The 25,921-nt window shown below is 71.9% G+C and carries 25 protein-coding genes and 1 pseudogene; 11 read left to right on the top strand and 15 right to left on the bottom strand.

The window, feature by feature from the left end; all coding sequences use genetic code 11:
• Positions 1-61: 61 nt before the first annotated feature.
• Positions 62-1,075, top strand: a complete 1,014-nt coding sequence (locus ACWD02_RS22340; RefSeq protein ID WP_451213525.1) for a phosphatase PAP2 family protein — start codon at positions 62-64, stop codon at positions 1,073-1,075.
• Between the two features lie 111 nt (positions 1,076-1,186).
• Here the strand turns inward: ACWD02_RS22340 and ACWD02_RS22335 are convergent, their stop codons facing one another.
• On the bottom strand, positions 1,187-1,402 hold the full coding sequence (locus tag ACWD02_RS22335) for an I78 family peptidase inhibitor (RefSeq protein WP_451213522.1): 216 nt from the start codon (positions 1,400-1,402) through the stop codon (positions 1,187-1,189).
• Positions 1,403-1,768: 366 nt separating this feature from the next.
• Between ACWD02_RS22335 and ctaD the strand changes: the two are divergent.
• Positions 1,769-3,391, top strand: a pseudogene (ctaD, locus tag ACWD02_RS22330) (aa3-type cytochrome oxidase subunit I); the annotation flags it as partial.
• Position 3,392: 1 nt separating this feature from the next.
• Here ctaD and ACWD02_RS22325 read toward each other — a convergent pair.
• The 5 genes from ACWD02_RS22325 to ACWD02_RS22305 form a co-directional block, all read right to left on the bottom strand.
• Positions 3,393-4,463 (bottom strand): helix-turn-helix transcriptional regulator, encoded by a 1,071-nt coding sequence (locus ACWD02_RS22325; RefSeq protein WP_451213519.1) that lies wholly within the window; start codon positions 4,461-4,463, stop codon positions 3,393-3,395.
• A 75-nt stretch (positions 4,464-4,538) separates the two neighbouring features.
• Positions 4,539-5,414, bottom strand: a complete 876-nt coding sequence (locus ACWD02_RS22320; protein WP_451213517.1) for a hypothetical protein — start codon at positions 5,412-5,414, stop codon at positions 4,539-4,541.
• Positions 5,411-6,691, bottom strand: coding sequence for a glycosyltransferase family 4 protein (locus ACWD02_RS22315; RefSeq protein ID WP_451213514.1), 1,281 nt, complete (start codon positions 6,689-6,691; stop codon positions 5,411-5,413). Before ACWD02_RS22315 ends, ACWD02_RS22320 begins: the two co-directional genes overlap by 4 nt.
• A 164-nt stretch (positions 6,692-6,855) precedes the next feature.
• Positions 6,856-8,136 carry an ABC transporter substrate-binding protein gene (locus tag ACWD02_RS22310; RefSeq protein WP_451213511.1) on the bottom strand — a complete coding sequence of 427 codons (1,281 nt, stop codon included), beginning with the start codon at positions 8,134-8,136 and terminating at the stop codon, positions 6,856-6,858.
• Positions 8,111-8,701, bottom strand: coding sequence for a hypothetical protein (locus tag ACWD02_RS22305; protein WP_451213508.1), 591 nt, complete (start codon positions 8,699-8,701; stop codon positions 8,111-8,113). The genes ACWD02_RS22310 and ACWD02_RS22305 overlap by 26 nt, the downstream gene beginning before the upstream one ends.
• 136 nt (positions 8,702-8,837) lie before the next feature.
• Between ACWD02_RS22305 and ACWD02_RS22300 the strand changes: the two genes are divergently transcribed.
• From ACWD02_RS22300 to ACWD02_RS22290, 3 genes are read left to right on the top strand one after another with little or no spacing between them, the layout of a single operon-like run.
• Positions 8,838-9,350: a hypothetical protein gene (locus tag ACWD02_RS22300; protein WP_451214562.1), complete on the top strand. Its 513-nt coding sequence runs from the start codon at positions 8,838-8,840 to the stop codon at positions 9,348-9,350.
• A 4-nt stretch (positions 9,351-9,354) separates the two neighbouring features.
• Positions 9,355-12,624: an ABC transporter permease subunit gene (locus ACWD02_RS22295; RefSeq protein WP_451213505.1), complete on the top strand. Its 3,270-nt coding sequence runs from the start codon at positions 9,355-9,357 to the stop codon at positions 12,622-12,624.
• Positions 12,621-13,310 (top strand): ATP-binding cassette domain-containing protein, encoded by a 690-nt coding sequence (locus ACWD02_RS22290; protein ID WP_451213502.1) that lies wholly within the window; start codon positions 12,621-12,623, stop codon positions 13,308-13,310. The genes ACWD02_RS22295 and ACWD02_RS22290 overlap by 4 nt, the downstream gene beginning before the upstream one ends.
• On the opposite strand, the gene ACWD02_RS22285 is transcribed toward ACWD02_RS22290, so the two are convergent.
• Entirely contained in the window at positions 13,288-14,211 is a 924-nt protein-coding gene (locus ACWD02_RS22285) for a transglycosylase family protein (RefSeq protein ID WP_451213499.1), read from the bottom strand. The two genes, ACWD02_RS22290 and ACWD02_RS22285, sit on opposite strands and share 23 nt — an antisense overlap.
• A 119-nt stretch (positions 14,212-14,330) precedes the next feature.
• A complete protein-coding gene (locus tag ACWD02_RS22280; RefSeq protein ID WP_451213496.1) occupies positions 14,331-14,963 on the bottom strand; it encodes a LysM peptidoglycan-binding domain-containing protein in 633 nt (210 codons plus the stop codon).
• Between the two features lie 526 nt (positions 14,964-15,489).
• On the opposite strand from ACWD02_RS22280, the gene ACWD02_RS22275 reads away from it, so the two are divergent.
• Together ACWD02_RS22275 and ACWD02_RS22270 are read left to right on the top strand one after the other, a co-directional pair.
• On the top strand, positions 15,490-16,296 hold the full coding sequence (locus ACWD02_RS22275; RefSeq protein ID WP_451213493.1) for a hypothetical protein: 807 nt from the start codon (positions 15,490-15,492) through the stop codon (positions 16,294-16,296).
• A 178-nt stretch (positions 16,297-16,474) separates the two neighbouring features.
• The gene (locus ACWD02_RS22270; RefSeq protein WP_451213490.1) at positions 16,475-16,774 is read left to right on the top strand and encodes a hypothetical protein; all 300 of its coding nucleotides are present in this window, start codon (positions 16,475-16,477) and stop codon (positions 16,772-16,774) included.
• Between the two features lie 80 nt (positions 16,775-16,854).
• Here the strand turns inward: ACWD02_RS22270 and der are convergent, their stop codons facing one another.
• The 5 genes from der to aroH form a co-directional block, all read right to left on the bottom strand.
• On the bottom strand, positions 16,855-18,327 hold the full coding sequence (der, locus tag ACWD02_RS22265) for a ribosome biogenesis GTPase Der (RefSeq protein ID WP_451213487.1): 1,473 nt from the start codon (positions 18,325-18,327) through the stop codon (positions 16,855-16,857).
• A 69-nt stretch (positions 18,328-18,396) separates the two neighbouring features.
• Complete coding sequence (locus ACWD02_RS22260; protein ID WP_451213484.1) at positions 18,397-19,083, bottom strand: lysophospholipid acyltransferase family protein; 687 nt, start codon at positions 19,081-19,083, stop codon at positions 18,397-18,399.
• Positions 19,041-19,724 (bottom strand): (d)CMP kinase, encoded by a 684-nt coding sequence (cmk, locus tag ACWD02_RS22255; RefSeq protein WP_451214560.1) that lies wholly within the window; start codon positions 19,722-19,724, stop codon positions 19,041-19,043. The genes ACWD02_RS22260 and cmk overlap by 43 nt, the downstream gene beginning before the upstream one ends.
• 139 nt (positions 19,725-19,863) lie before the next feature.
• Positions 19,864-20,949: a prephenate dehydrogenase gene (locus ACWD02_RS22250; protein ID WP_451213481.1), complete on the bottom strand. Its 1,086-nt coding sequence runs from the start codon at positions 20,947-20,949 to the stop codon at positions 19,864-19,866.
• Positions 20,946-21,308, bottom strand: coding sequence for a chorismate mutase (aroH, locus tag ACWD02_RS22245; RefSeq protein WP_451213478.1), 363 nt, complete (start codon positions 21,306-21,308; stop codon positions 20,946-20,948). The genes ACWD02_RS22250 and aroH overlap by 4 nt, the downstream gene beginning before the upstream one ends.
• A gap of 244 nt (positions 21,309-21,552) precedes the next feature.
• Here aroH and ACWD02_RS22240 point away from each other — a divergent pair, with 244 nt between their 5' ends.
• From ACWD02_RS22240 to ACWD02_RS22225, 4 genes are read left to right on the top strand one after another with little or no spacing between them, the layout of a single operon-like run.
• Positions 21,553-22,248 (top strand): hypothetical protein, encoded by a 696-nt coding sequence (locus tag ACWD02_RS22240; protein WP_451213475.1) that lies wholly within the window; start codon positions 21,553-21,555, stop codon positions 22,246-22,248.
• A 58-nt stretch (positions 22,249-22,306) separates the two neighbouring features.
• Positions 22,307-22,900 (top strand): DUF6529 family protein, encoded by a 594-nt coding sequence (locus tag ACWD02_RS22235; protein ID WP_451213472.1) that lies wholly within the window; start codon positions 22,307-22,309, stop codon positions 22,898-22,900.
• Positions 22,897-23,364 (top strand): Rieske (2Fe-2S) protein, encoded by a 468-nt coding sequence (locus ACWD02_RS22230; RefSeq protein ID WP_451213470.1) that lies wholly within the window; start codon positions 22,897-22,899, stop codon positions 23,362-23,364. The genes ACWD02_RS22235 and ACWD02_RS22230 overlap by 4 nt, the downstream gene beginning before the upstream one ends.
• Positions 23,365-23,386: 22 nt before the next feature.
• Complete coding sequence (locus ACWD02_RS22225) at positions 23,387-24,088, top strand: nucleotidyltransferase domain-containing protein (protein WP_451213467.1); 702 nt, start codon at positions 23,387-23,389, stop codon at positions 24,086-24,088.
• Here ACWD02_RS22225 and ACWD02_RS22220 read toward each other — a convergent pair.
• Both ACWD02_RS22220 and ACWD02_RS22215 read right to left on the bottom strand, forming a co-directional pair.
• Complete coding sequence (locus tag ACWD02_RS22220) at positions 24,085-25,095, bottom strand: ADP-ribosylglycohydrolase family protein (protein WP_451213465.1); 1,011 nt, start codon at positions 25,093-25,095, stop codon at positions 24,085-24,087. The two genes, ACWD02_RS22225 and ACWD02_RS22220, sit on opposite strands and share 4 nt — an antisense overlap.
• A complete protein-coding gene (locus ACWD02_RS22215; RefSeq protein WP_451213463.1) occupies positions 25,092-25,820 on the bottom strand; it encodes an NUDIX hydrolase in 729 nt (242 codons plus the stop codon). The genes ACWD02_RS22220 and ACWD02_RS22215 overlap by 4 nt, the downstream gene beginning before the upstream one ends.
• Positions 25,821-25,921: the final 101 nt, after the last annotated feature.

Raw genomic sequence — 25,921 nt, 5'->3', positions numbered from 1 at the left:
CGTCATCACAAAGCCACTGATTCGGCCTAGTGCCGCACTCACTCGCTGTAACGTCGATTGGGTGCGTACCGAACGAAACCTCACCCGTCTGGACCGGGTCTTCGCCCGGCTCGACCGTGAGCCGGAACGACCGGCCGGCCTCGATCTGCCGAGGATGAGCAGGCACAGGATCGTGCTCTTCAGCGCGACCCTGGCCTTCTACCTCGCGATCGTGGTCGCCGTGCTGACCACCTCGTGGCTGGTGCGGTTCGACTGGCAGGTCATGTTCTTCCGGCCCTACCAGCAGTGGCCCGAGATCCACGCCTTCCTCGACTACTGGGTGGTCCTCGGCCAGCGCGGCCCGACCGCCGTGATGGTCGCGGCCTGGCTCGGCTGGCGCTCCTGGCGTCAGCACACGATCCGCCCGCTCCTGACGTTCGGCGCCGCCCTGCTGCTCCTGAACGTCACGGTCGGCGCCGCCAAGATCGGCATGGGCCGCCTCGGCCCGCACTACGCCACCACGATCGGCGCCAACGAGATGTGGCTCGGCGGCGATATATTCCCCTCCGGCCACACCGCCAACGCCGTCGTGACCTGGGGAATCCTGGCCTACATGGCCTCCACCCCGCGCACCCGCCGCTATCTCTCGGCGCTCTCCGCCGTGGTCTCCCTCAGCGTCGGCCTGACCACCGTGTACCTCGGCACACACTGGCTGAGCGATGTCTTCCTCGGCTGGGCCGCGGGCCTGCTCGTGCTGCTCGCGCTGCCCTGGGTGGAGCCGCTGCTCACCCAGGTCGAGGGCTGGATCTTCAGCCTGCGGGACCTGTGGCGCTCCCGTCGCGCCGGCCTCGCAGGACCGGCCGCCCCCGCCCCGGCCAGGGTGCCGCAGCCCACGCCCGCACCGGCCGAGGAGCCCCCACTCCGCGAGCCGGTCGGCGCCGCGCGCCCCGCGCGCGCCCCGGCCTACCTCGCCCCGGGGCCGCACACACCGCGCTCCGAGCGCAGCCCGGTCACCCCGGCGGGCAGCCGCCGCCCGCCGCACTCCGAGCGCGCCACACGCGCCGCCACGTCGCCCCGCCCCGTCGCGGGCGGCTAGCCCCGAAGACAGCGGGGGCCGGTACGCACAACCCATCCCCCGCACCGCGAAGGCCCCGGTTCCGTCCAGGAACCGGGGCCTTTCGCCGTGCCGTGGTCACGTCTCGCCGGGTCAGCCCTTCCAGCAGCGGACCACGACGTCTTCCTTGACCTCGAAGTTGAGCCGCCCCGCGAGGTACTCCATGGTGATGATCGCGCCCGGCGGCAACGCCCTGACGGTGGACCAGCCGCGCTCGCGGGCCTGCCGCTCGGCTCCGTCGGCCGCGAGGCCGACGTAGGCGTCCAAGGAGTCCTGGGGTTCGGCGGGAGGGGTCGGTATAGGTGCCATGGCCGCCACGTTAGGCGGCGCGGCCCGGCCACGGAAGGCCGTAGCCGGACACCATGCGTCACCGGTACCTCTCCGGTCACACTTCTGTCACAGGATCACGACGCCCGTTTCGCCTTAACTCCGTCACACGTACGGGCGGTTCCGAAGCTGTTCCCCTGCCATTAGCGGATTTCCCGCGAACTCTTCGGGAGGGCCCCGATACCACCGCAATAGCGAGGCGAACAGGTTGCCGACCCGCCTTTTCGCGCCCCCCTTCTTTTCCGAATCCAGGGCGCTCGGCGAGATGTGACGACGCATAGGGAATTCAGGATTCCAGCACAGCGGGACCGTACGCCCCCTGTCGGATCCGGGTGTGACGCGAGCATCATGGCGGGTGCTTCGGACAGGACCGGCGGCGTGACGGCGAAGGGGCGAGCGATGGGGACTGAGACCGCAAGCGCGGCGGCACCGCCGGTCCGGCAGAGGACTCCGGGCCGGGTTCTCGTGGACTGGCTGACCACCACCGACCACAAGAAGATCGGTCACCTGTACCTGATCACGTCGTTCGTGTTCTTCCTCGTCGCGGGTCTGATGGCGCTGATGATGCGGGCCGAGCTGGCCCGTCCCGGGCTGCAGCTGATGACCAACGAGGAGTTCAACCAGGCGTTCACCATGCACGGCACGATCATGCTGCTGCTGTTCGCGACGCCGACGTTCGCGGGCTTCGCCAACGAGATCATGCCGCTGCAGATCGGCGCCCCGGACGTGGCCTTCCCGCGGCTCAACATGCTGTCGTACTGGCTGTTCCTCTTCGGCGGCCTGATGGTGCTCGGCTCTCTCCTGGTGCCCAGCGGCCCCGCCTCGTTCGGCTGGTTCGCCTATGCGCCGCTCAACAGCATGGAGCGGACACCGGGGGTGGGTGCCGATCTGTGGATCATGGGGCTCGCGCTCTCCGGGTTCGGCACGATCCTCGGCTCGGTGAACTTCCTGACGACCATCATCGGGATGCGGGCTCCCGGGATGACGATGTTCCGGATGCCCGTCTTCACATGGAATGTGCTGTTCACTTCGATCCTGGTGCTGCTCGCGTTCCCCGTTCTGGCCGCCGCGCTGCTCGTCCTGGAGGCGGACCGGCGCTTCGGCTCCATGGTCTTCGCCTCGGAGAACGGCGGCGCGTTGCTGTGGCAGCACCTCTTCTGGTTCTTCGGGCATCCGGAGGTCTACATCATCGCGCTGCCGTTCTTCGGGATCATCTCCGAGATCATCCCGGTGTTCAGCAGGAAGCCGATCTTCGGCTATCTGCCCCTGATCGGCGCGACGATGGCCATCACCGGGCTCTCCGTCGTCGTGTGGGCGCACCACATGTTCGCGACGGGCGCGGTGCTCCTGCCCTTCTTCTCCTTCATGTCCTTCCTCATCGCGGTCCCCACCGGCGTGAAGTTCTTCAACTGGACGGGAACGATGCTCAAGGGGTCGCTGTCGTTCGAGACACCGATGCTGTGGTCGGTCGGCTTCCTGGTGAGCTTCCTCTTCGGCGGGCTCACCGGCGTCATCCTGGCCTCGCCGCCGCTCGACTTCCACGTCACCGACTCGTACTTCGTCGTGGCGCACTTCCACTACGTCGTGTTCGGCACCGTCGTCTTCGCGACCTTCGGCGGCTTCTACTTCTGGTGGCCCAAGCTCACCGGGAAGATGCTCGACGAGAGACTCGGCAAGATCCACTTCTGGACGCTCTTCATCGGCTTCCACGTGACGTTCCTCGTCCAGCACTGGCTGGGCGCCGAGGGCATGCCACGGCGCTACGCGGACTACCTGGCGGCGGACGGCTTCACGGCGCTCAACACCGTCTCCTCCATCGGGGCGTTCCTGCTCGGCATGTCCACGCTGCCGTTCCTCTACAACGTCTGGAAGACCGCCAAGTACGGCAAGAAGGTCGACGCCGACGACCCCTGGGGCTTCGGCCGCTCCCTGGAGTGGGCCACCGCCTGCCCGGCGCCGCGCCACAACTTCGTCACGCTGCCCCGGATCCGCTCGGAGTCCCCGGCGTTCGACCTGCACCATCCGGAGTACGCGGCGTTCCATCCGCCCCAGGCGCAGTATCCGGACCCGCAGACCGAACACCCCGGTCCAGGGCCCGGCTCAGGAGGTCCCTCGCCGAGCTGATCCGCTCGGTGAAGTCCGCGGGCTCGACGACCTCGAACTCGAAGCCCATCAGGAGCACATGGATCACCATGACGTCCAGGCTCATGGCCCCCGTGCGCAACAGACAACTGCCCTCGGTCTCGGCCTGAAGGGTGCCGTCCGAGGGGGTGACCCGCTGGGCCGCCTCCTCCAGGGGCACCAGGAGCCGGAACACCGCCTGGGCGGCGTACCCGCGAGTGGAGACGCCCTGGGAGACGTAGGCGGCGAGGTCGTCGGCGGGCGGTGTGCGCGGCGCGAAGCGCGGTCCGTGCGGCGGCCTCGGCGTGATGCGGTCCGCGCGGAACGTGCGCCAGTCGGCGCGGTCGACGTCCCAGGCGACGAGATACCAGCGGCGCTCGGTGCAGACGATGCGGTGCGGTTCGACGGTGCGGCGGGTCGAACTGCCGCCGTGGTCGAGGTAGTCGAAGCGCAGACGCTCCGCGTCCCGGCAGGCGTGGGCGAGTTCGGTCAGGACGGAGGGGTCGACGGCCCTCTGGCGCGGGGTGCGCAGCATCGGCACGGTGAACGCCGTCAGCGCTCCCACCCGCCGCCGCAGCCTGCTCGGCAGGACCTGCTCCAGCTTGGTCAGGGCGCGTACGGAGGTCTCACCGATGCCCTCGATGCCCTGCCCCGCGGCGGTGCGCAGGCCGACGGCCACCGCGACCGCCTCGTCGTCGTCCAGGAGCAGCGGGGGCAGCTCCGCGCCCGCGCCGAGCTGGTAACCGCCGCCCGTGCCGGGGCTGGCGTTGACGGGGTAGCCGAGCTCGCGCAGCCGGTCCACGTCACGCCGTACGGTGCGCGGGGTGACGCCGAGCCGGTCGGCCAGGTCCGCGCCCGACCAGTCGCGATGGGCCTGCAGCAGCGAGAGCAGGCGGAGCAGTCGTGCGGAGGTCTCCAACATGGGGCCGATTGTGCCCGGCGTCGCGGACAGCCACGGTCCGCGATGGCGCCGGCCCCTGGGGACATGCCCTCTGGATCAGCCCTCGACCGCGTTCGCCTCGCGGACGCGGATCGAGAGGTCGTTGTCGTTCGTGTAGTACGGTCCCGCCTCCAGCGGGCCGTGCGCCACGGTGTCGAGCCGGACCGCCGGGTAGGTGAAGATCTGCTTCTTGTCCGGGATGTCGTCGAGGAGCCGGGCGAGCCGGATGCGCGGCCCGCTCTCCCCCGCCGGGCGCAGCCAGAGGTCCCAGGGGCCCGCGCCGCTGTCCGCGAGCACGTCACACCGCAGCCCGAAGCTGAACTCCGCGCCGTTCGCGGTCAGTTCATACCGCTCGGCCTGGTCCGGTCCGGCGCGGCGGGTCGCCTCGGCGTAGCCGGCGCCGGTCAGCCCGGTGCCGTACACGCGGCCCTGTGCGGTCACGGCGGCGCCCGCGATCTCCAGCTCGCCGATCTCCGCGTGCGGTGCGCGCAGCCAGCTGCGTACGGAGAGGTTGCCCTGCTTGGTCGCGTACGGGATGCGGACGGCGATGTGGCCGCGGGCGCCGCTGGGCGCGCGGTCCACCAGCGAGCGCAGGTCGTTGACGCCGGGCGCGAGACGGCGCGGGGTGGCGCCGCCGACCTCCGCGTAGGCGTTCCAGCGGCCCTCGGCCAGCTCGACGCTGCTGGGCAGCGCGGCCCGCAGCCGGCCGTCGGCCGCCGGGGACAGCGGCAGGCGTACGTCCTCGTCGGCGGAGGCGGCGTCGCGGCGGCGCAGCAGGAGGTAGGCCTCGCCCTTGCCGCCGGGGTCGGTGACGTCGAAGGTGAGTCCGCCCGCGGAGTCGGCTATGCAGTCGGCGCGCGGGGCCGCGGCGACGTCCTGATCGGCACCGGTGTCGCAGGGCGATGAGGCGTCCGAGGTGGCCAAGGCCGTCATGCGGTGGATCCCTTCGTCTGTATGCCGCTGGTCGGTACCCCATGTCCGATGTCCCGCACCGCGTAGGCGCCGTTCAGGAGCGCGCCGCGGGTGCGGTGCAGTGAGCCGCGCATCCGGCCGCCGAAGGAGCTGCCGCGGGCGATCATCCCGGTGAACATCGCGTCGTAGCGCTCGGCGATGCGGACCGGGTCGAAGCGCTCGGAGTCCTCCAGGGCGGCGTCCGCCATCTGCCGCCGGAGCGCGTCGTCATTGATCAGTTCGAGAAGTCCGCCCGCGATGGCGTCGGGGTTGCCGACCTCGACGAGGCGCCCGTCGACACCGTTGTCGATGATCTCGCCGGGTCCGTGCGGGCAGTCGGTGGCGACGACGGGCAGTCCGCAGCGCATCGCCTCGACGATGGTCATGCCGAAGGACTCGAGGCTGGAGGTGACCGCCGCGATGGAGCCCTTGGCCCACTCGGGCTCGATGGGGTGGGCGGGCCCCATCAGGAAGACGTGGTTGTAGAGGCCGAGTTCGTCGATCAGGGCGCGCAGCTTGTCCTTCTGTTTGCCGCCGCCGTATATCCGAAGGCGCCAGTCGGGGCGCTGGGCGCGCACCTGGTCGAAGGCCCGGATCAGCAGGTCGTACCGCTTGACGGGGGCGAGCCGCCCCGCCGCGACGACCCACTTCTGGTTGCCGTCGGCGGGCTCGATGCCGGGCGCGGGCACCGGGTTGGGCAAGGCCTGGACGTGGACTCCGGGCAGTCGCATCATGCGGCGGTACGCGCGGGCGTCGGCCTCGGTCGTCGTGGTCAGGACGTCGAGGCGGGGGTAGACGCTGCGCAGCTGACGGCGCAGTTCCTTGGAGTGGCTGTCGAGGGTGAGGTGCTCCTGGCCGACCCGCAGCGGGCCGCGCGCGGTCTCGCGGGCGAGGTGCACGTTCAGACCGGGACGCGTTCCGACCACCACGTCGGCGCTGACCGAGGAGAGGTGCGCGGCGATCCGCCGGTCGGTGAGGGCGCTGTACTGGGCGTAGCGGCCTTCCGCGCTGGGGAAGGTCCTGGCGGGCCGCAGGGCGTCGGCGGCCTCCCCCTCGTACCCGGGACTTTCCTTGCGCATGTCGACGAGGTGACTGAGCCTGACGCGGGAGTCGGGCGCGAACACGGGTTCGTCGCGATGCCGGAAGACGGAGACGATCTCGACGTCATGATGCTCGGCGAGTGTGTTCGCCAAGTTGTACGTCGTCCGGATCGTCCCGCCGATTCCGTACGCGTTGTGAATCAGGAAAGAGATGTGCATGCGTCCCCGTATCCCACGCTTCCCCGCGGACAGTCCTTCTCGTCCGCCTACCGCAGGGTTAGACGGGGATTAGGGACCAAGGGTTGGGCTTCATCATCATCTTGTTTTTGAACAGTTGTGCCATCGGTATCCGATTTCGGGAACTTTCCTGCTAGCTACACGCATCATGGCTGGTAGGAGAGCTGCGGCACGTCGAAGCAGTTGTCGTCCATGTCCCCCTGTGTGACCCAGCCCTCACTGTCCTTCCAGCGGGCCACCGACACACAGGTCCTACGGGAGCCGGGTGGCCGCGCCCGCTCCTCGTACCTCACCGGGAGCAGCAGCCCACGCGCCGTGTAGGACTCGCCGCGGTTCATGAAGCGGTCGACGCATGCGCGCGTGACGTCGCCCTGGCACGACTTCGCCGCGTCCGTGAACCACATGGCGGCGGCCCAGCCCTCCAGTTGCCACTGCGAGAGGTCCTTGTGTCCCTTCATGGCGTCACGAAACTCGCGTACGGCCGGATGATCGGTGTCCTCGTAGCTGCGGCTCGCGCCGGTGGCCCACAGGGCGTTGCGGCAGCGCGGGGCGTCCTTGTAGTCGTCGGCGACGGTCGAGGTCCAGTTCTGCACGTTGGTGACCTTGGCGGTGACGTCGGCGCCCACGTCGTCCATCGCCTCGCACAGCTGGGCGTTGCCGTGCGTGTCCATGGCGTCGAAGACCAGGTCGGCGCCCTGCTCCTTCAGATCGGCCGCCGCCGCGCGGAAGTTGGGCAGCGCGAAGTCGACCTGCTCGGTGATCACCTTGTAGCCCTCGGCCTTCAGGCCCCGGGTGACGAGACGGGCGTACGCGGCGGACGCGGCCTGGTTGTAGGAGACGACGGCGGCCGTCCGAGCCCCCTGCTCCCGCTTGAAGTAGCGGTAGACCTCGGTCCCGCCGATCAGCTTGCCGCCCCAGCCCGGCTTCCCGTCACGGGGGGCGAGGCTGCCGTAGATCCCGTACAGATGCGGATAGGTGTCGTACGCGGACCCGATCGGCTGGCCGCCGATGTCGGGCACGCGCGCGCGGGAGACGCGGGAGGCGCCCGCGTAGTCGAGGGAGCTGGTGGCGACGAGCGCGACGACGCGCTCCTCCTCGACCAGCTCGCGCACGCACTCGTTGTTGCCGACGCCGCTGCCGCCGTCGTCGCACGTGCGCACCTCGACCTTGCGTCCGTCGATCCCGCCCCGCGCGTTCAGCCGCTCGAAGTACGCCTTGGCCCCGTCCCGGGGCCCGGTGAAGGCGGAGCCGCCGACCGGGCTCGTCGCGCTGGTGACGATGCCGACCCGGACCGGCGCCCCCGGCGGGGCGGGCGCCGTGCGCCTGCCCTCGAAGTCGCTCTCGGGAAGCCGGCTGCCGCACCCCGCCACCGCCACGAGCAGCGCGGCCACGGCAAAGACCTCAACAGCCCGGACCGGGCGACTCATTGCCGCTCAGCTTCACCAGTGCGCAGAGAGTCTTGACGGACACCTTCCAGGTGTCGTCCTCGTTGACGGAGGTGCCCGAGGCGTCGGGCAGCGCGGTGGCACCCTTCAGGGTCAAGGCGTACGTCACGTCCGCCTCGGTCGCCGAGCTGAACTCGACCTTGTTGACGTCGGCGCTGACCTGCTTGCCGCGCTCGTCGCCGTTGAAGCTCTCCAGGACACCCCGCATCTTCGCCCCGTCCTCCAGGACGGCCTCTTTCTCCTTCAGGGGGACGGAAGGGTCGAAGAACTTCTCGAAGTTCTCCTTGACCTCCTTCTCGGCCGCCGCCGGATCCGCGGGCGCGTCCTCTGCCGGCTCGTCCTCCTCAGGCGCCTGGGAAGAGGCCTCCTGGCTCGTCCTGTCCGTGGACGGCTCGGGCGGATCGCTGTCGCCGCCCCCGCCGCTGTCGTCACCGCATGCCACGGCGGCCGGAGCGACGAGCAGGACCGCGGCTGCCGCGAGGGCCGCGCTCCGCACCCTTCCCCGCCTGAGGTCGCTCCCCCGCTTGGGGCTGGTCCAGAAAACCATCTGGCTCACCACCGGGTATCGGTCCGAGCCGTCGCGGGCCCGGAGCTTTCAGGGTCAGCTTGCAGAAGGCATAGTGCAAGCCATCGGCTGACATGGACAGCCCACCGACGCTACGAACGTGTCCCAGGGGGCGCAGATGCGGGCGGCTCAACCGGATCAGACACTCCGTTCGGCCCGGCTGCGTGCCGTGCGCCCCGTGCTCTGGGTGGCCTTCGCCGCCCTCGCCGCCGGTGCGGTGCTCTGCGTGGCCGGCTGGTACGGCACGTCCGGCGAACGCTTCGCCGAACGGCAGCTCCCGTATCTGGCGTCGTGCACCGTGCCCGGCGCGGCGCTGATCGTCGCCGGAGCGGTGCTCTACACGCACGGCAGAAGCACGCTGGCCACGGCCCGAGTCGAAGAGCTGTACGAGCTTCTGGTGACCGCGGGGTCGCCTGCCGGCACGACGGAGCGACCGGCCGCGTCGGCCACGAGCGGCGACCTGCTGATGATCCCCGGCGGCACGCTCTGGCACCGCGCGGACTGCCCCCTGGTGGCGGAGAAACCGGAAGCGGTCCCCGCGGACGCCCACATTCTCGCGACCGGCGACCTGAGTCCGTGCCCCATCTGCGAACCACAGCCGACCCCGATCACCCCCTCTCCGGAGCGATGACCCGGTGGCGTCCCTGAGCTACGACCTGACGCTGGCCGGGCTCGCGGTCGGCAGCGCGGCGGCCCTCACCGGCATCGGCCTGATCGTCACGTACCGCGCGACCGGTGTCCTCAACTTCGCGCACGGAGCGATCGCGATGCTCTGCGCGTACGTCCTGCGCCAGCTGACGGTGGACTGGGGCTGGCACCTCCCACTGGCCACGGCGGTGACGCTCCTCCTGATCGCCCCTGCCATCGGCCTGCTCCTGGAGAAGGCGGTCTTCCGCCCCCTGTCCGTCCTGGGCAGCGACCCGGCCCAGACCCTGGTGGCGTCCATCGGCGTCTTCGTCCTGCTGGTCGGGGGCGCCGCACTGGTCTGGGGCCCGGGAGCGAGAGCGGACGCGCCCACCCTCGTGTCGGCGGACCCCTGGGCGCAGTTGGCGGTGACGGTCGCCCTCGCCGCCGGCGTCTGGGCGGTGACCCGCTGGACGCGCTTCGGCGGCCGGCTGCGGGCCGTGGTCGACAACCGCCCCCTCGCCGTCCTCAGCGGCATCGACGCCGACCGGGTGGCGTCGGCGGGCTGGGCGTTCGGCACCTTCACTGCGGGGCTCACCGGCGTACTGCTCGCCCCTTTCGTGCGCCTAGATCCCTACGGCATGCCGCTGCTCGTGATGGAAGTGGTGGCGGTGGCGGTGGCGGCCCGGATGCGGAGCCTGTTCGTCGCGGTCACGGTGGCCGTCGGACTCGGCGTGGCGCAGAGCCAGTTGACCCGGCTGCACCCATCGGGCTGGGCGGAGCCGCTCCTGCAGTCCCTGGGGGCCAACCTCTTCGTCGTCGCTCTCCTCGTCGCGGCCCTCGTGCTTCCGGGCATCGGCTCGCACAGCACACTCCCCCGCACGGCGACGGCACGCTTCCCCACGCCGCCGGGCGCGTGGATCGTGGCCTCGGTCCTCTTCCTCATCCCCCTCGGCTTCGCGGGCCCGGACCTGACGACCTCGGTGCAGGTCCCCGCCCTTGCCGTCGTCCTCCTCTCCCTGGTGGTCGTCACCGGCCGGGGCGGCCAGATCTCCCTGGGCCAGGCGGCGTACGCGGGTCTGGGCGCGCTCTTCACGGCGCTTCTCACGTCGGGCCGCTTCCCGGGCCTGCCCGAGCTTCCCCACCTCCCCGCCCTGGCCGTGGCCGTCCTCCTGGTGGCCCCGCTCGGCCTGCTCACCGGCTGGCCCGCGATCAGCCGCCGGGGGCTCGCGCTCGCCCTCGCGACGTTCGCGGTCGGGGTCGGGGTCAGCCGCTTCGTCTTCGCCCAGCCGTACGCGACGTCGGGCCTCACCCTCGACCGTCCGGCGGGTTTCGACAGCGACCGCGCGTACTACGTCCTGGAACTGCTCCTGCTTGCCGCCGCGTTGCTCTTCGCGGCCGGGATGCGCCGGGGCCGCATGGGGCGCGCCCTCGCCGCGATGCGGGATCACGAGGCGGGGGCGTCAGCCGCGGGGGTGCCGGTACGCGGACTGAAACTCACCGCCTTCGTGGCAGGCGCGGGGCTTGCCGCCCTGGGGGGCGGGATGCTGGGCATGGGCCTACGGGCCTTCGACCCCGCGGCGTACGACCCCGTGCGCGGGCTCCTCTGGTTCGCGGCGGTGGTGGTCCTCGGCGCGGACAGCCTCCTCGGCGCCCTGCTCGCGGCGGCGCTCCTGGTGGGCCTGGACGCGGGTACGCGGGGCGGTGTGGCCGCCGCCCTGATCGGCGTCCTGGCGGCTTTGACGGGCCGCTTCCCCGGCGGCCCCTACGAAGCGCTGCGTTCCCTGATCCCCCGCCCGAACCGCCACCCCGAACTAACCCCCCTGGGCAACCGCACCCGAGCCGCGCTGCCCCCGCCTCCCCACGCCCTTGCCCGCGCACCCCGCGGCACCGCTCCCACGAACAGCTTTTCCCACCCACCCACCCGATCACCCCGCAGCGAACGGGAGGACATGACCGGCCCGGTGGGACCGCCCCCCAGCGAACCGAGGGCGCCCCTCGCCCGATCGCCTCAACGGCCACGCCTCGGTGAGCAGACGCCCCGCGAGAGCACCCCCGCAACAGCGGACCCCGGATCGAGCCCCGGCAGGGCGACAACGCCCCTCGCCCGACTGCTCCCCTGGCGCACAACCCCCACCCGATCCTCCGACCGGCCACCCCGCAGCGAACCAGCGGACCGCGAAAGCGCCCCCGCAACAGCGAAACCCGAACCGGCCCCCAGCGGCACGACAACGGCCCTCGCCCGACTGCTCCCCTGGCGCACAACCCCCACCCGATCCTCCGACCGGCCACCTGAACAGCCGCCCCACGACGAGCAAGCGGGTCGTGAGAGCACCCCCGGAGCAGCGGAAGCCGCCACTGGGCCGCCGACGTCGCTCCCCCCGGAGGGGGCGGTTTCGTATGGCCGCCAGGAGCACGGTTCGCGGCGCTCCGGAGCCGCCGCAGCCGCGCACCCGGCGGCGGACGAACGCTCCGGAGCCGCCGCAGCCGAGTACCCGGCGGCGGACGGGCATGCCGAGGCGGCCCCGCCCCCCAGTCGGCCCCGACGCCCTCTCGCCAACCGCCCCCGCCACGAAAGCCCACACGAACGACACCCCCTCACCGCCCACCACATCACCGCCACCTACGACGACGGCTTCACCGCCCTCGACGGTGTGAGCCTCTCCGTGCCCCCGGGCCACATCACCGCCGTCGTAGGCCCCAACGGCGCAGGCAAAAGCACCCTCTTCCACTGTCTGGCCGGCACTCTTCGCCCCGTCGCGGGCCGCATCACCCTCGGCGGCCGGGACATCACGCGCACTCCCGCCCATGCCCGCACCCGCCTGGGCCTGGCCCGCACGTTTCAGCAACTGGCGGTGTTCCCGTCCCTGACCGTCACGGAGAACGTCCAGGTAGGAGCGGACCAGACGAGTTCCACGTACCCCCGGGCAGCCACCACCCAAGCCCTGCGCCTCCTCTCCCTCCACCACCCCGCGACCCGCCACCACCCCGCCGCGGACCTGCCCACCGGCACCCTCAGGCGCGTGGAGCTGGCCCGCGCCCTCGCAGGCCGCCCCCACACCCTCCTCCTGGACGAACCGGCAGCAGGCCTGGACACCGCCGAGGTGGCCGCACTGGCCCGCGTCCTGCGCGCCCTGGCCGCCGACGGCATGGCCCTCCTGGTGGTGGAACACGACATCGACCTCGTGGCGGACCTGGCCGACACCGTGCACGTCATGGCGGCAGGCCGCATCGTCACCTCGGGCCCGCCGACCGAAGTCCTTTACGGGGCGACCTCATGAGAACCGGCATCGAACTCCACGCGGCCCGGGTCCGCTACGGCCCCCTCGAAGCACTGCACGGCGTGACCCTCGCCGCCCCCGCCCCCGGCCTCACCGTCCTACTGGGGCGCAACGGCTCGGGCCGCACCACGGCGCTGCGTGCCCTGGCCGGCACGGCGCGCCTCACCGCCGGCGCCGTCACCTGGGACGGAGCGGACGTCACCCGGCTCACTGCCCACGAACGCGCGACGCGGGGCCTGTGCTTCGTGCCGGACGGACCAGCCGTCTTCAGCCACCTCACGGTCACCGAGAACCTCGGCCTCGCGGGCCCCGAAGCCGCCCCCGACCTCACACCGGCCCTGGACGCGTACCCCGAACTGCGCCCCCTGCTCTCCCGCCGCGCAGGCACCCTCTCCGGCGGCGAGCAACGCATGCTGGCGCTCTCCCGCGCCCTCCTGACCACCCGAGCCCGGGTGATCCTCATCGACGAACCCACCCAGGGGATGTCCCCCTCCGTCGCGTCACGCACGTACGACCTCCTGGTGGGCCTGAGCGCGCACGCCTGCGTACTGACCGCCGAACAACGCCTGCCGCCCGGTCTGCGCGGACACGCGGACCGGACGGCAGTGGTGGTTCACGAACTACGCCGTGGCGAGGTCGTGTTCAGCGGCGAGGCATCCGAACTCAGCCGACGGAGGCGGTCCTGACGGGCTCAGCGCTCGCGGCGGCAGGCTCGCCTGTCCCGCCTGTCCCGCCTGTCCCGCTGGTCTCGGCGGACTCGGCGGACTCGGCGGACTTCGAGGGCTCGGGGGTTCCTGACGGCTCGGGGGTCTCGGAGGGCTCCGGGGGCTCCGAGGCCTTCGGAGGCCCGGCCGACTCCGAGGGCTTCGCGGGCGCGGGGCTCCCCGCGGGCTTGCCCGACTCGGCAGGCTTCGCGGGCTCGGCCGTCGCCCCGGGCTTCGCGGTGCCCCCAGGGTTCGCCGGCTTGGCCGGCTTCGTCGGCTTCACGGGCTTCGCCGGCTTCGCCGGGGACTTCCCCGGGATGACCAGCCTGGTGCCGACGCCCAGCCGGTCGGGCTCGCTTCCCACGGCCTTGCGATTGGCTCGATACAGAGCTTGCCAGCCGCCCCGCACCTTGTATCGCCGCGCGATGGAGCTCAGCGTCTCCCCCGCCTTCACGACGTGCACGACGACGTAGCCGTCCCGGATCTCCTTGGGGATCCTCTTGGAGCAGACGGGCCAGGCCTTCCACCCCTGGTTCCGCTGCACGGCCTCGGCGACCTTGATCTGTTCCTTCTTGGTGGCGAGGTCGGCACGCGGCGCGTACTTGAGCCCGCCGTGCTCCTCCCAGGTGGACTGCCGGAACTGCAGCCCTCCGTAGAAGCCGTTCCCGGTGTTCACATGCCACCGGCCGGTGCTCTCGCACTGCGCGAGGCATTCCCAGGGGCCCCCGGTCCGGGAGCATTCGAGCGCCTCGGCGGCCCCGGGCCCCCGCAGGGGCGCGGCCGGAGCCGGAGCGGCGTGCGCGGACTCGGGCAGCAGCAGTGAGGTGACAGCGGCGATGACCAGTCCGGCGGGCCACAGCGACCGAAGACTCTTGATCGGCATCGGATGCATCCGCCCAAGCTAGGCAGCGCCACCGCGGCGCGGAGCCGTGCCGCGCCGCCACGGGCGCGGCCCCACCCGGTCGGACGACCGGGCGGAACCACGCCACGGGGGGCCGGAACTCAGAGGTCGAGCCGCTGCCCGGGCAGGATCACGTTCGGATTCCCGCCGATGACCGCCTTGTTGGCGGAGTACACCTTCTGCCAGCTGACGCCGTGCGCGGCCGCGATCCGGCTGAGGGTGTCCCCCTGCCGAACGGTGTAGTCACCGCGCCCGGATCCCCGGCCCACATGGCTCGGCGTGCGGTTCTGCGGCTTCGCGGGCTGCTCGGCCGCCTTGGGGGCCTGTGGAGCCTTGGCCGCCTTGGGGGCCGCCGGGGCGGCTGCCGCCCCCGGCGCGCTGCCGGACGCACCCGCCCGCGCCGAGCAGCTGGGCCAAGCGCCCCACCCCTGGGCGCGCTGGACCTTCGTGGCGACAGCGATCTGCTGCGCCTTGGACGCCTTGTCGGCGGTCGCCGCGTAGGCGCCTCCGCCGTACGCCCGCCAGGTGGACGCGGAGAACTGCAGCCCTCCGTAGTAGCCGTTCCCGGTGTTGATGCTCCAGTTTCCGCCGCTCTCGCACTGAGCGATGCGATCCCACACTCCGCTGTCCGCCGCTCCGGCCTTGCCGGTGGCGGTGAGCAGTCCCAGCGGGGCGAGCAACGCCGCTCCGCCGATCACTGCTGTCCTGCGAACGCACTTGGGACGTGCGGACATGAATATCCCTCTCGAAGGACCCGGGGTCCCCCAGGTGGCCCGGACCTCCGCGCGCATCTGGCGCCGGAGGCCCGTTCACCCCGTCCGCCGGAGTGCGGCACGTTCGTGCCGTGGTGCCCCAGCTGGCTGCCTGGTGCGGCCGGCGGACGTACCCGAGCGGTGCTCGCTGCACACGGCGGTGGAATCTAGGTGCCTCCTCACCCCGATATCAACCAACTCCTTGTCATTCCAGGCCAGTTGCCCGTTACCCGGAGTATCAGCGAATTCAAGCCAGCCACTTAATTCACTGATTTCATGATTTGTCGACCTGCCACCATGACGATCTGTGACCCAGCTCACCGGCGTAACTTGCCCGCGAGCGGCAGATGTTGGCGCGGAGTGACGGATTCCGTCGGGCAACTCACCCTCCGCTGCGGATGGTTCGATTCCGTTCGCCTTCGCGCGTGACTTGCGCCACTGATCGCCCGTTGTCTTCTTATGAGCCGGGCATCCCCGGTCCGCACGCAACGATTCCGAGGAGCCCCCCGTGCCGCGCATGCTCGACGTCGGCGACGACGTACGCGCCGAGATCGGCGACGAAGAAGCAGACCGGCTGCTCGCCGGAGAGAACGCCCCGGGCAGTTACGACTGCACGTCCTGCCGGACCCCGGGCGACACGGAGCAGGAACGCACGAGCACCGTCCTGTTCATCGGCGACGAGACCGCCGTACTCGCCTTCGCGCACGCCACCTGCCTGCCCTCCCAGATCGTCCAGGTCTCCGAGGAGCAGTTGCAGGGTGCCGTGCGCTCGATCACCGGCGAGGAGGGCACCGGCCTCGCCGGCGTCCCGGGACCCGGCCCCGCCGAAGGGGTGCCCGACCAGGCGGTCCTCGGCGTGACCAGCGGTCTCGTCCTCATCGAGGGCGAGCTGCATCCCGCCCTCGTCGTCGAGCCGACCGGCGCCATCGCCCGCCCGGGGTCCGCCCCCGGCGGTGGCGACGACTTCCTGCAGCTCCTGGTCGAGCAGGGATTCACGCCTGCGGCCTCGCTGGACGTCGTACCGCCCGTGCTGCACGGCTGGTCGGTGCTGCTCGCCGCGGGCCAGCTGCACGCGGTGCTCCAGCCCGCCGCGGGCGGCGGCTCTCCCTTCGCCTGGTGGCAGGCCCACCACCCGCTGCAGGTCACCGAGGCGTGGCGGTCCGCGGCGAACAAGCTGCAGTCGGTGCTCCTGTTCGCGGCACCGGTCGGCTCCATCGGCCGCCAGCCCCGCGAGGACCTGCTGCGCGGCGCCCTGGACAAGGCGGCGACGCACGGGCGTCTGGTCGCGGCCGCGATGCCGCTCGCGGGCACCTGAGTCCGTGCGGGCCGCGCCGCCGCCACGCCCCGGGTCCCGGCTGCGCCACTCACGCCCCCGGCGCCCCGTGAAAGCGGCGCGGCCCCCGCATCCGTACGAGCACGGGGTCGTTGGCACATACGTGCACACATACGACCCCTCCCGCCCCCGGCCGGCGTACCAGACCCCCATCCCGTCCATGCGCTCGTCGCAGGACGCGGGGGGCGACCACTCGGCCACACCGATCTACGACGCGCTCTACTCGGAGTACCGCAGGTCGTTCAAGGCCCTTCCGGGAGACCGGACCGGCGAGGAGGATCTGGGCTTCACGTCGTTCGGCAGCGCGCCGTACGGCATGCACCGCGTCGGTGACCGGCACGATCCCCGGAACAACACCTTCAGCCAGCTGCACGTCTCCCGTTACGGCCACGAGCAGCACGGCACGGTGCACCAGCAGTTCCCCGCGGCGCTGCCGCCGGGGCCGCGCAGGGGGCTCTGAGCCACCACCGCACCACCGGCAATGGGCCGGGCCCCGCCTTCTCTCCGAAGGCGGGGCCCGGCCCATTGGTCCATCCGTGCCTACTTCTTGCGGCCGCGCTTCTCGCGCACGCGCACCGAGATGTGGATGGGCGTGCCCTCGAAGCCGAACTCCTCACGGAGCCTGCGCTCCACGAAGCGGCGGTAGCCGTGCTCGATGAAGCCGGAGGAGAACAGCACGAACCGCGGCGGCTTCGTGCCCGCCTGCGTGCCGAAGAGGATGCGGGGCTGCTTGCCGCCGCGGATCGGGTGCGGGTGAGAGGCCACGAGCTCACCGAGGAAGGCGTTGAGGCGGCCCGTCGGGACGCGCGTCTCCCAGCCCGCGAGGGCCGTCTCGATCGCCGGGACGAGCTTCTCCATGTGGCGGCCGGTCTCGGCGGAGACGTTGACCCGGGGGGCCCACGCGACCTGGAGGAGCTCGGTCTCGATCTCCCGCTCCAGGTAGTAGCGGCGCTCCTCGTCGAGGGTGTCCCACTTGTTGTACGCGACGACGATGGCGCGGCCCGCCTCGACGGCCATCGTGACGATGCGCTGGTCCTGGACGCTGATCGACTCGCTGGCGTCGATCAGGATGACCGCGACCTCCGCCTTCTCGACGGCGGCCGCCGTGCGCAGGGAGGCGTAGTAGTCGGCACCCTGCTGGAGGTGGACGCGCTTGCGGATGCCCGCGGTGTCCACGAACTTCCAGACGACGCCGCCGAGTTCGATGAGCTCGTCGACCGGGTCACGGGTGGTGCCCGCGATCTCGTTGACGACCACGCGGTTCTCGTTCGCCACCTTGTTGAGCAGCGACGACTTGCCGACGTTCGGACGGCCGATGAGCGCGATGCGGCGCGGGCCGCCGATGCCGCCGCCGAAGGACTGCTCGGGCGCCTCGGGCAGGGCCTCGAGGACGGCGTCCAGCATGTCGCCCGTACCGCGGCCGTGCAGCGCGGAGACGGGGTACGGCTCGCCGAGGCCGAGCGCCCACAGGGCGGTGGCGTCGGCCTCGCCGGAGGGGCCGTCGACCTTGTTGGCGCACAGGACGACGGGCTTGCCGGACTTGCGCAGGAGGCGCACGACGGCCTCGTCCGTGTCGGTGGCGCCGGTCGTGGCGTCCACGACGAAGACGACCGCGTCGGCGGCCTCGATCGCGTACTCCGCCTGGGCGGCCACGGACGCGTCGATGCCGAGGACGTCCTGCTCCCAGCCGCCGGTGTCGACGAGCTTGAAGCGGCGGCCCGCCCACTCCGCCTCGTACGTCACGCGGTCGCGGGTCACGCCGGGGCGGTCCTCGACGACGGCCTCGCGGCGGCCGATGATGCGGTTGACGAGGGTCGACTTGCCGACGTTCGGACGGCCGATCACCGCGAGGGCGGGCAGCGGGCCGTGGCCCGCGTCGCCGATCGCGCCCTCGACGTCCTCGGGATCGAAGCCTTCCTCCGCGGCGAGCTCCATGAACTCCGCGTACTCGGCGTCGCCAAGCGCCCCGTGCTCGTGTTCAGCCGAGCCTTCGGGCTGGATCTGGTCGTTCATGAAGTCCGTACCTCTGTCGTATTCGTGATCGGTGGACCCCTCGGAGGAGTCCACTACTGAAAGTCTCGCTCAGCGCCCGGTCAGGCGCCTGGCGTCGGCCAGGTGGGCGGTGAGCCGCTGCTGGATGCGCACGGTCGCCTCGTCCAGCGCCTTGCGCGTACGCCGTCCGCTGTCGTCGCCCGCCTCGAAGGGGTCGCCGAAGACGACGTCGACCCGGCTGCGCAGCGGGGGCAGCTTCCTTATCAACCGTCCGCGCTTCTCCGTGCTTCCCAGGACCGCGACCGGGACGATCGGCGCCCCGCTCCGCACGGCGAAGTACGCGAGGCCGGCGCGCAGCGAGGCGAAGTCGCCCTCGCCGCGGGTGCCCTCGGGGAAGATCCCGAGGACGCCGCCGTCGTCGAGCACGCCGAGGGCCCGGGTGATCGCCGTGCGGTCGGCGATCTCGCGGTCCACCTTCACCTGCCCGATGCCCTGGAGGAAACGGTCCAGGGGGCCTATGAAGGCTTCCTTCTTGATGAGGAAGTGCGTCGGCCTGGGTGCCGTGCCCATCACCATGGGGCCGTCGACGTTGTGGGAGTGGTTGACGGCCAGGATCACCGGGCCGGTCACGGGGACCTTCCAGGCGCCGAGGACGCGGGGCTTCCACAGGCCGTACATGAGGCCGACGCCGATGCGGCGGCCGACCTCCGCACCCCGTTCCGACGGCGCCGCGGTCACTTCGCCGCCCGCTTCTCCTCGACGAGGGTGACGACGCACTCGATGACCTGCTGCAGCGTGAGCTCGGTGGTGTCCACCTCGACGGCGTCGTCCGCCTTGGCCAGCGGGGACGTCTTGCGGCTCGAGTCGGCCGCGTCCCGCTTGATGAGCGCCTCACGCGTCGCGGCGACGTCGGCGCCCTTGAGCTCGCCGCTGCGGCGGGCGGCGCGGGCCTCGGGCGAGGCCGTCAGGAAGATCTTCAGGTCGGCGTCGGGCAGGACGGTCGTACCGATGTCACGCCCCTCGACGACGATGCCCTTCTCGGCGGAGGCGGCGATGGTGCGCTGCAGCTCCGTGATGCGGGCACGGACCTCGGGGACGGCGCTGACGGCGCTGACCTTCGAGGTGACCTCGGTGGTGCGGATCGGTCCCGCGACGTCCGTGCCGTCGACCGTGATGGTCGGGGCGAGCGGGTCGGTGCCGGAGATGATCTCGGGCTTGCCCGCGACCGCGGCGATGGCGGTCGGGTCCGTCAGTTCGATGCCGTTGTGCACCATCCACCACGTGATCGCGCGGTACTGGGCACCGGTGTCCAGGTAGCTGAGGGCCAGCTGGGCGGCGACGGCCTTGGAGGTGCTCGACTTGCCCGTGCCGGAGGGCCCGTCGATGGCGACGATCACTGCTGCCGGGGCGGTTTCCACGGTTTCCACGGGGTGCGGGCACCTTTCTGTGTGCACGGGGCTGGAACAGGGCGGCCATTCTTGCCCTGCACAAGGTTACTGGCTCCCACGGGCGTCTCTTACTGCCCGGTGGGGCTTCCCTGTCCCGCCCCGCCCACGCTCACTGCCGGATCGCCCAGCCCCGCTCCCGCAGCGCCGCCGCGAGCACCGGCACGGCCTTCGGCTCGACGAGGAGCTGCACGTGGCCCGCCTGCTGCCCCGTGGCGTGCTCGATGCGGACGTCCTCGATGTTCACCCCGGCCCGCTCGGCGTCGGCGAAGATCCTGGCCAGCTGACCCGGCTGGTCGTTGATGAGCACCGCGACGACCTCGTACGCGGTCGGGGCCGCCCCGTGCTTGCCGGGCACCCGGACCTGCCCGGCGTTCCCGCGCCGCAGGACGTTCTCGACGCCCGCGGCGCCCTCGCGCCGCTTCGCGTCGTCCGCCGACTGCAGCGCACGCAGGGCCGTCACCGTCTCGTCGAGATCGGTGGCGACGGCGGACAGCAGATCGGCGACGGGCCCCGGGTTGGCCGACAGGATGTCGATCCACATCCGCGGGTCCGACGCGGCGATGCGCGTGACGTCACGGATGCCCTGCCCGCACAGGCGCACCGCCGTCTCCTCGGCGTTCTCCAGGCGGGCGGCGACCATGCTGGAGACCAGGTGCGGCATGTGCGAGACGAGCGCGACCGCGCGGTCGTGCGCGTCGGCGTCCATGACGACCGGCACCGCACGGCAGAGGGCGACGAGCTCCAGGGCCAGGTTGAGGACCTCGGTGTCGGTGTCGCGGGTGGGCGTGAGGACCCAGGGCCGCCCCTCGAAGAGGTCCGCGGTGCCGGCGAGCGGGCCACTGCGCTCGCGCCCCGACATGGGGTGCGTGCCGATGTACGGGGTGAGGTCGATGCCGAGCGCTTCCAGTTCCCGGCGCGGGCCGCCCTTGACGCTCGCCACGTCGAGGTAGCCGCGGGCCGCGTCGCGCCGCATGACGTCGGCCAGCGTGGCCGCGACGTGCGCGGGCGGCACGGCGACGACGCACAGGTCGACCCGCCCCGCCGGCGGTTCGTCGGTCCCGGCGCCGAGCGCGGCCGCCGTGCGGGCCTGACCGGGATCGTGGTCGGCGAGGTGCACGGTCACACCGCGCGATACGAGGGCCAGGGCGGCGGAGGTGCCGATCAGGCCGGTGCCGATGACGAGGGCGGTTCTCACTGGGCGATGTCCTTGCGCAGGGTGGCCGCGGCGCCGAGGTAGACGTGCGTGATCTCGGAGCGGGGCTTGGGGGACTCTATGTGCGCCAGGACACGGACGACCCGTGGCATGGCGCCGTCGATCTGCAGTTCCTGCGCGCAGATCAGCGGGACGTCCACGATGCCGAGCTTGCGCGCCGCGGCCGCCGGGAAGTCGCTGTGCAGATCGGGCGTCGCGGTGAACCAGATGCTGATCAGGTCTTCCTGGGTCAGCGCGTTCCGCTCGAGGATGGCGGTGAGCAGCTCGCTGACCTGCTCGTCCATGTGGTCGGCCGCGTCCCGCTCCAGTTGGACGGCGCCCCGGACCGCTCGTACCGCCACTGTGCCGCTCCTCGCTCGCGTGTCTACGACTGCTGTACGGACCAAGGGTAGTCAGCGCCCGGGGGACGAGTGCGCGGCGCCCGCCTGCCGAGACGGACGCCGCGCGCCTCAGACCATGTCAATGTCACCCGAATCGCCCCCTGTCGCCACTTCGTCCGATTGGTGGCCGTTCAACTATGGACGCCGGGGGCACGGTCCGCTTGCATGGAGGGGCCGGCAAGGCCCACGCCTCGGGGGAGGCCGCATGAAGCGCTCAGGACCGCTCTACACGCTTCTCGGGGGGCTGCTGCTCGCCCTGTTCATGCTGTCGCTCAACGCGACGACCGGGACGGGCAATTCGTCGTACGGAGGGGACTCGCCCGGCGGCGCGGCATCGCCCGCGCCCAGCTCCGCGAAGCCCACCAAGAGCACTCCCGCGCCCACCAGGAGTCCGTCGCAGAGTCCCTCGAAGCCGGAGAGCCCCTCGAAGAGGCCGGCCGGCAAGTCCGAGTACGCGGGCCGCACGGCCGACGACGCCGCCGCGATCTCCCTCTCGATCCGCGACGACAAGGCCATCGCGTACTACTGCAACGGCCGCGACGCGGAGTCCTGGCTGAAGGGGAACGTCGAGGAGGACGGTTCCATGCGCCTCACCGGCAAGAAGGGCGCGAAGCTGGAGGGCACGCTCGCCGGCAACGCGGTCACCGGCACGGTAGAGGTCGGCGAACAGCCACGGGACTTCACCGCCGCCAGGGCGAAGAAGCCGTCCGGTCTGTACCGCGCGACCACCGAGGTGCGCGGCGCCGAGATCGACGGCGGCTGGATCGTCCTGCCCGACGGGCGACAGGTCGGCATCGTCAAGCGTGACGGCAAGCCGCAGCCCGCCCCGCGCCTCGACCCGGAGACCGGCGCCGTCACCGTCGACGGCGACCGTCTCACCGCCCGCCCCGTCGAGCCCTGAAAAACCCGCCAGGCCCTGCCGAGCCCTGACCCCGCTCCGCCCCGACCATGGAGCCGCCATGAGCGTCGATCCGAACGCCGCGACCCAGGGCGGCTTCGGCCCGCCCCCGGGTGCGGGTGACCACCGCCGTCCGCACCCGGCCCGCTATCTCGTCCCCGCCCTGGTCGCCGGGGCGGTCGCGGTCGGCCTCGGGGTGTACGGCAAGTCGCACGACCCCGAGGGCACCGCCTTCAACCTGGCCGGGTTCAGCAGCACGAGCGCGGTCAAGGCCTGGCTCGGCAGTACGACGTTCGCGTTCGCGCTGGTCCAGGTCGTCTCGGCGCTCATGGTGTACGGGCGCCTGCCGGGGCCGTCCTGGTCGTCGGCGCTGCACCGCTGGTCGGGCCGGATCGCGTTCCTGGTGTCGGTCCCCGTGGCGGTCCACTGCCTCTACGCCCTCGGTTACCAGACGTACTCGTCCCGGGTGATGTGGCACTCGCTGCTCGGCTGCTTCTTCTTCGGGGCGTTCAGCGCCAAGATGCTGCTGCTGCGCTCGGAGAAACTGCCGGGCTGGCTGCTTCCGGTGATGGGCGGTCTGGTGTTCGTGGTCCTCACGGTGGTCTGGTGGACGTCGGCCCTGTGGTTCTTCCGCACGTTCGGGGTGACGACATGAGCGACGCACCGCCGTCACGGCGCACCATCCTCGCCGCGAGCGGCGCCGTCGCGCTGACCGCGGGATGCAGCAAGTACGGGGACGAGGGCGCGGAGCCGGAGCCGCCGGAGTCGGAGTCGGAGGCCACATCGGCCGGGCCTTCGAAATCCGGCGGGAAGGACGAACCCCCGCCCGAGGCGGAGGAGTTGGCCAAGACCTCCGACATCCCGGTCGGCGGCGGCAAGGTCCTCAAGGACAAGAAGATCGTTGTGACCCAGCCCGAGGAGGGCGACTTCAAGGCCTTCTCCGCGGTCTGCACGCATTCGGGCTGCACGGTCAGCGAGGTCGCGGACGGCACGATCAACTGCGCCTGCCACGGCAGCAAGTACCGCGTGGCGGACGCCTCGGTGGCGGACGGCCCGGCACCACGCCCGCTCGCCCCGGAGAACATCAAGGTCACCGGAAATTCGATCACGCGCGGCTAGCCGGTGGCCGTACGCTCCCGGCATGCACCGCCCCACGGACACCGACCTGGACCTCGTACGCGACCACACCGTCTACGCCTGCGTGATGGGCTCACGCGCCTTCGGCCTGGCCACGGAGGGCAGCGACACCGACCTCAGGGGCGTCTTCCTCGCCCCCACGCCCCTCTTCTGGCACTTCGAGAAGCCGCCCACGCACGTGGACGGACCGGCGCCGGAGCAGTTCAGCTGGGAGCTGGAACGCTTCTGCGAGCTGGCCCTGCGCGCCAACCCGAACGTCCTGGAGTGCCTGCACTCCCCTCTCCTGGAACACGTCACGGCGACCGGCCGCGAGCTCCTGGCCCTGCGCGACGCGTTCCTCTCCCGTCGGGCCCACGACACGTTCGTCGGCTACGCGCTCGGCCAGCACAGGAAACTGGAGGCGGACGTACGCCTGCACGGCGCACCCCGCTGGAAGCACGCCATGCATCTCCTGCGCCTCCTGACGAGCTGCCGCGACCTCCTGCGCACCGGCGAGCTGGCGATCGACGTGGGTGATCAGCGCGAGCCCCTGCTCGCGGTCAAGCGCGGCGACGTGTCCTGGCCGGACGTCGAGTCCTGGATGCGGCGCCTCGCGGCGGAGGCCGACACGGCAGCCACGCACACCCCGCTCCCGGCCGAACCGGACCGCGAGCGCGTGGCGGACTTCCTGTTCCGCACGCGCCGCGCCTCGGCGGCGGCGGCCTAGCCGTTCGCGTCGTCCCAGAGCGCCCCGAGCTCGAGCAGTTCCCCTCGGTACTCGATCCGCTCGGCCCACTCGGCGGGCCAGGCGTCCGCGCCCAGGTGGGCACCCGCGAAGGCGCCGGCCAGGCAGGCGATCGAGTCGGAGTCGCCGGCGGTACAGGCTGCTCGGCGCAGGGCGGTGAGCGGCTCGTCCACGAACTGCAGGAAGCACAGCAGCCCCGTGGCGAGCGCCTCTTCGGCGATCCAGCCCGCGCCGGTCGCCAGGCAGGGGTCCGTCTCCGGGTTGGTGTCCCGCAGCGCGGCCTCCAGGCGTTCCAGGACGGCGAGGCACTCGTCCCAGCCGCGGGCGATGAACATCCCGGGCGTCGGGTCGTCGTCCCGCGTCCACAGCTCGCCGAGCCAGCGCGCGTGGTAGGTCTCCCGGTTCTCGTACGCGTACGAGCGCAGCAGCCCGACGAGCCCCGTCGGCTCGGCGCCCTCCGCGAGCAGTCGCACGGCGTGCGCGGTCAGGTCGGACGCGGCGAGCGCCGTCGGGTGCCCGTGGGTGAGCGCGGACTGCAGCTGGGCCGCGCCTGCCCGCTGCTCGTCGCTCAGGCCGGGGGCGAGGCCGATGGGCGCGACGCGCATGTTGGCGCCGCAGCCCTTGGAGTGGATCTGGCTCGCCTCCTCCCACGGCTTGCCGGTCTTGAGGAGGTAGCACGCCTTGAGGCAGGTGTTGCCGGGCGCGCGGTTGTTCTCCGGCGACTGGTACCACTCCACGAACTCCTCGCGCACCGGCCGCTCCATCCGCTTCGGCCCGAGCAGTCCCCGGTCCATGGCGGTGCGCAGGCCGCGGCCCAGCGCCAGCGTCATCTGCGTGTCGTCGGTGACGATCGCGGGCCGCGGCAGCTCCATCTCCCGCCAGGGCCCGCACTTGGCGAGGATCGACGGCACGTCGTTGAACTCGGTCGGGAAGCCGAGCGCGTCCCCCAGGGCGAGGCCTATGAGGGATCCGGTGGCGGCACGCTTCATGAGGGCTTTCCTTCCGAGGGGACGGTCGAAGGGCGCAGGAGGGGCGGGTGCAGGGAGGTGGCGGGGCCCGCCCGGTAGACGGCGGCAGGTTTGCCCCGGCCGCCGGTCAGACGCGCGGCGCCGGGGACCGCCTCGACGAAGCCGGCCGCGCCGAGCACCTTGCGCCGGAAGTTGGCCGGGTCGAGTGCGGCGCCCCACACCGTCTCGTAGACCTGCCGCAGCTCGCCGAGCGTGAACTCGGGCGGGCAGAAGGCGGTGGCGAGGCCGGTGTACTCGAACTTCGCGCAGACGCGGTCGTGGGCGTCGGCCAGGATTCCGTCGTGGTCGAAGGCGAGCGGCCCGTGAGTGCCGTACGGCAGCCATTCCGCGCGGGCCGCGTCGCTGCCGGCGCGTACCGCGGGCGGGTCGGGGACGAGGGCGGCGAAGGCGACCGAGACGACGCGCATCCGCGGGTCGCGGTCCGGTTCGCTGTAGGTGCGCAGCTGTTCCAGGTGGAGTCCGGCGCTGTCGGTGAGGCCGGTCTCCTCGGCGAGCTCACGTCCCGCCGCGGTCTCGGCGGACTCGTCCGGCAGCACGAATCCGCCGGGCAGCGCCCAGCGCCCCGCGTACGGCTCCTGGCCGCGCTCGACGAGCAGCACGTGCAGACGGCCCGCGCGGACGGTGAAGACGGCGAGGTCGACGGTGACGGCGAACGGCTCGAAGGCGTACTTGTCGTAGCCCTGCATGGTTCCCCACCCCTCCCTTAATGGTCAGTGCGACTATAAAGGGAGGAGGTCCGGCCCCGCAATACGCAAAAGGCGGCCGGCCCCTGCGCGTGCAGGGACCG

The organism is Streptomyces sp. NPDC002853 (assembly GCF_053591915.1).
Note: the sequence above shows the minus strand (reverse complement) of the source record. Positions and strands in the feature narration are given on the sequence as shown.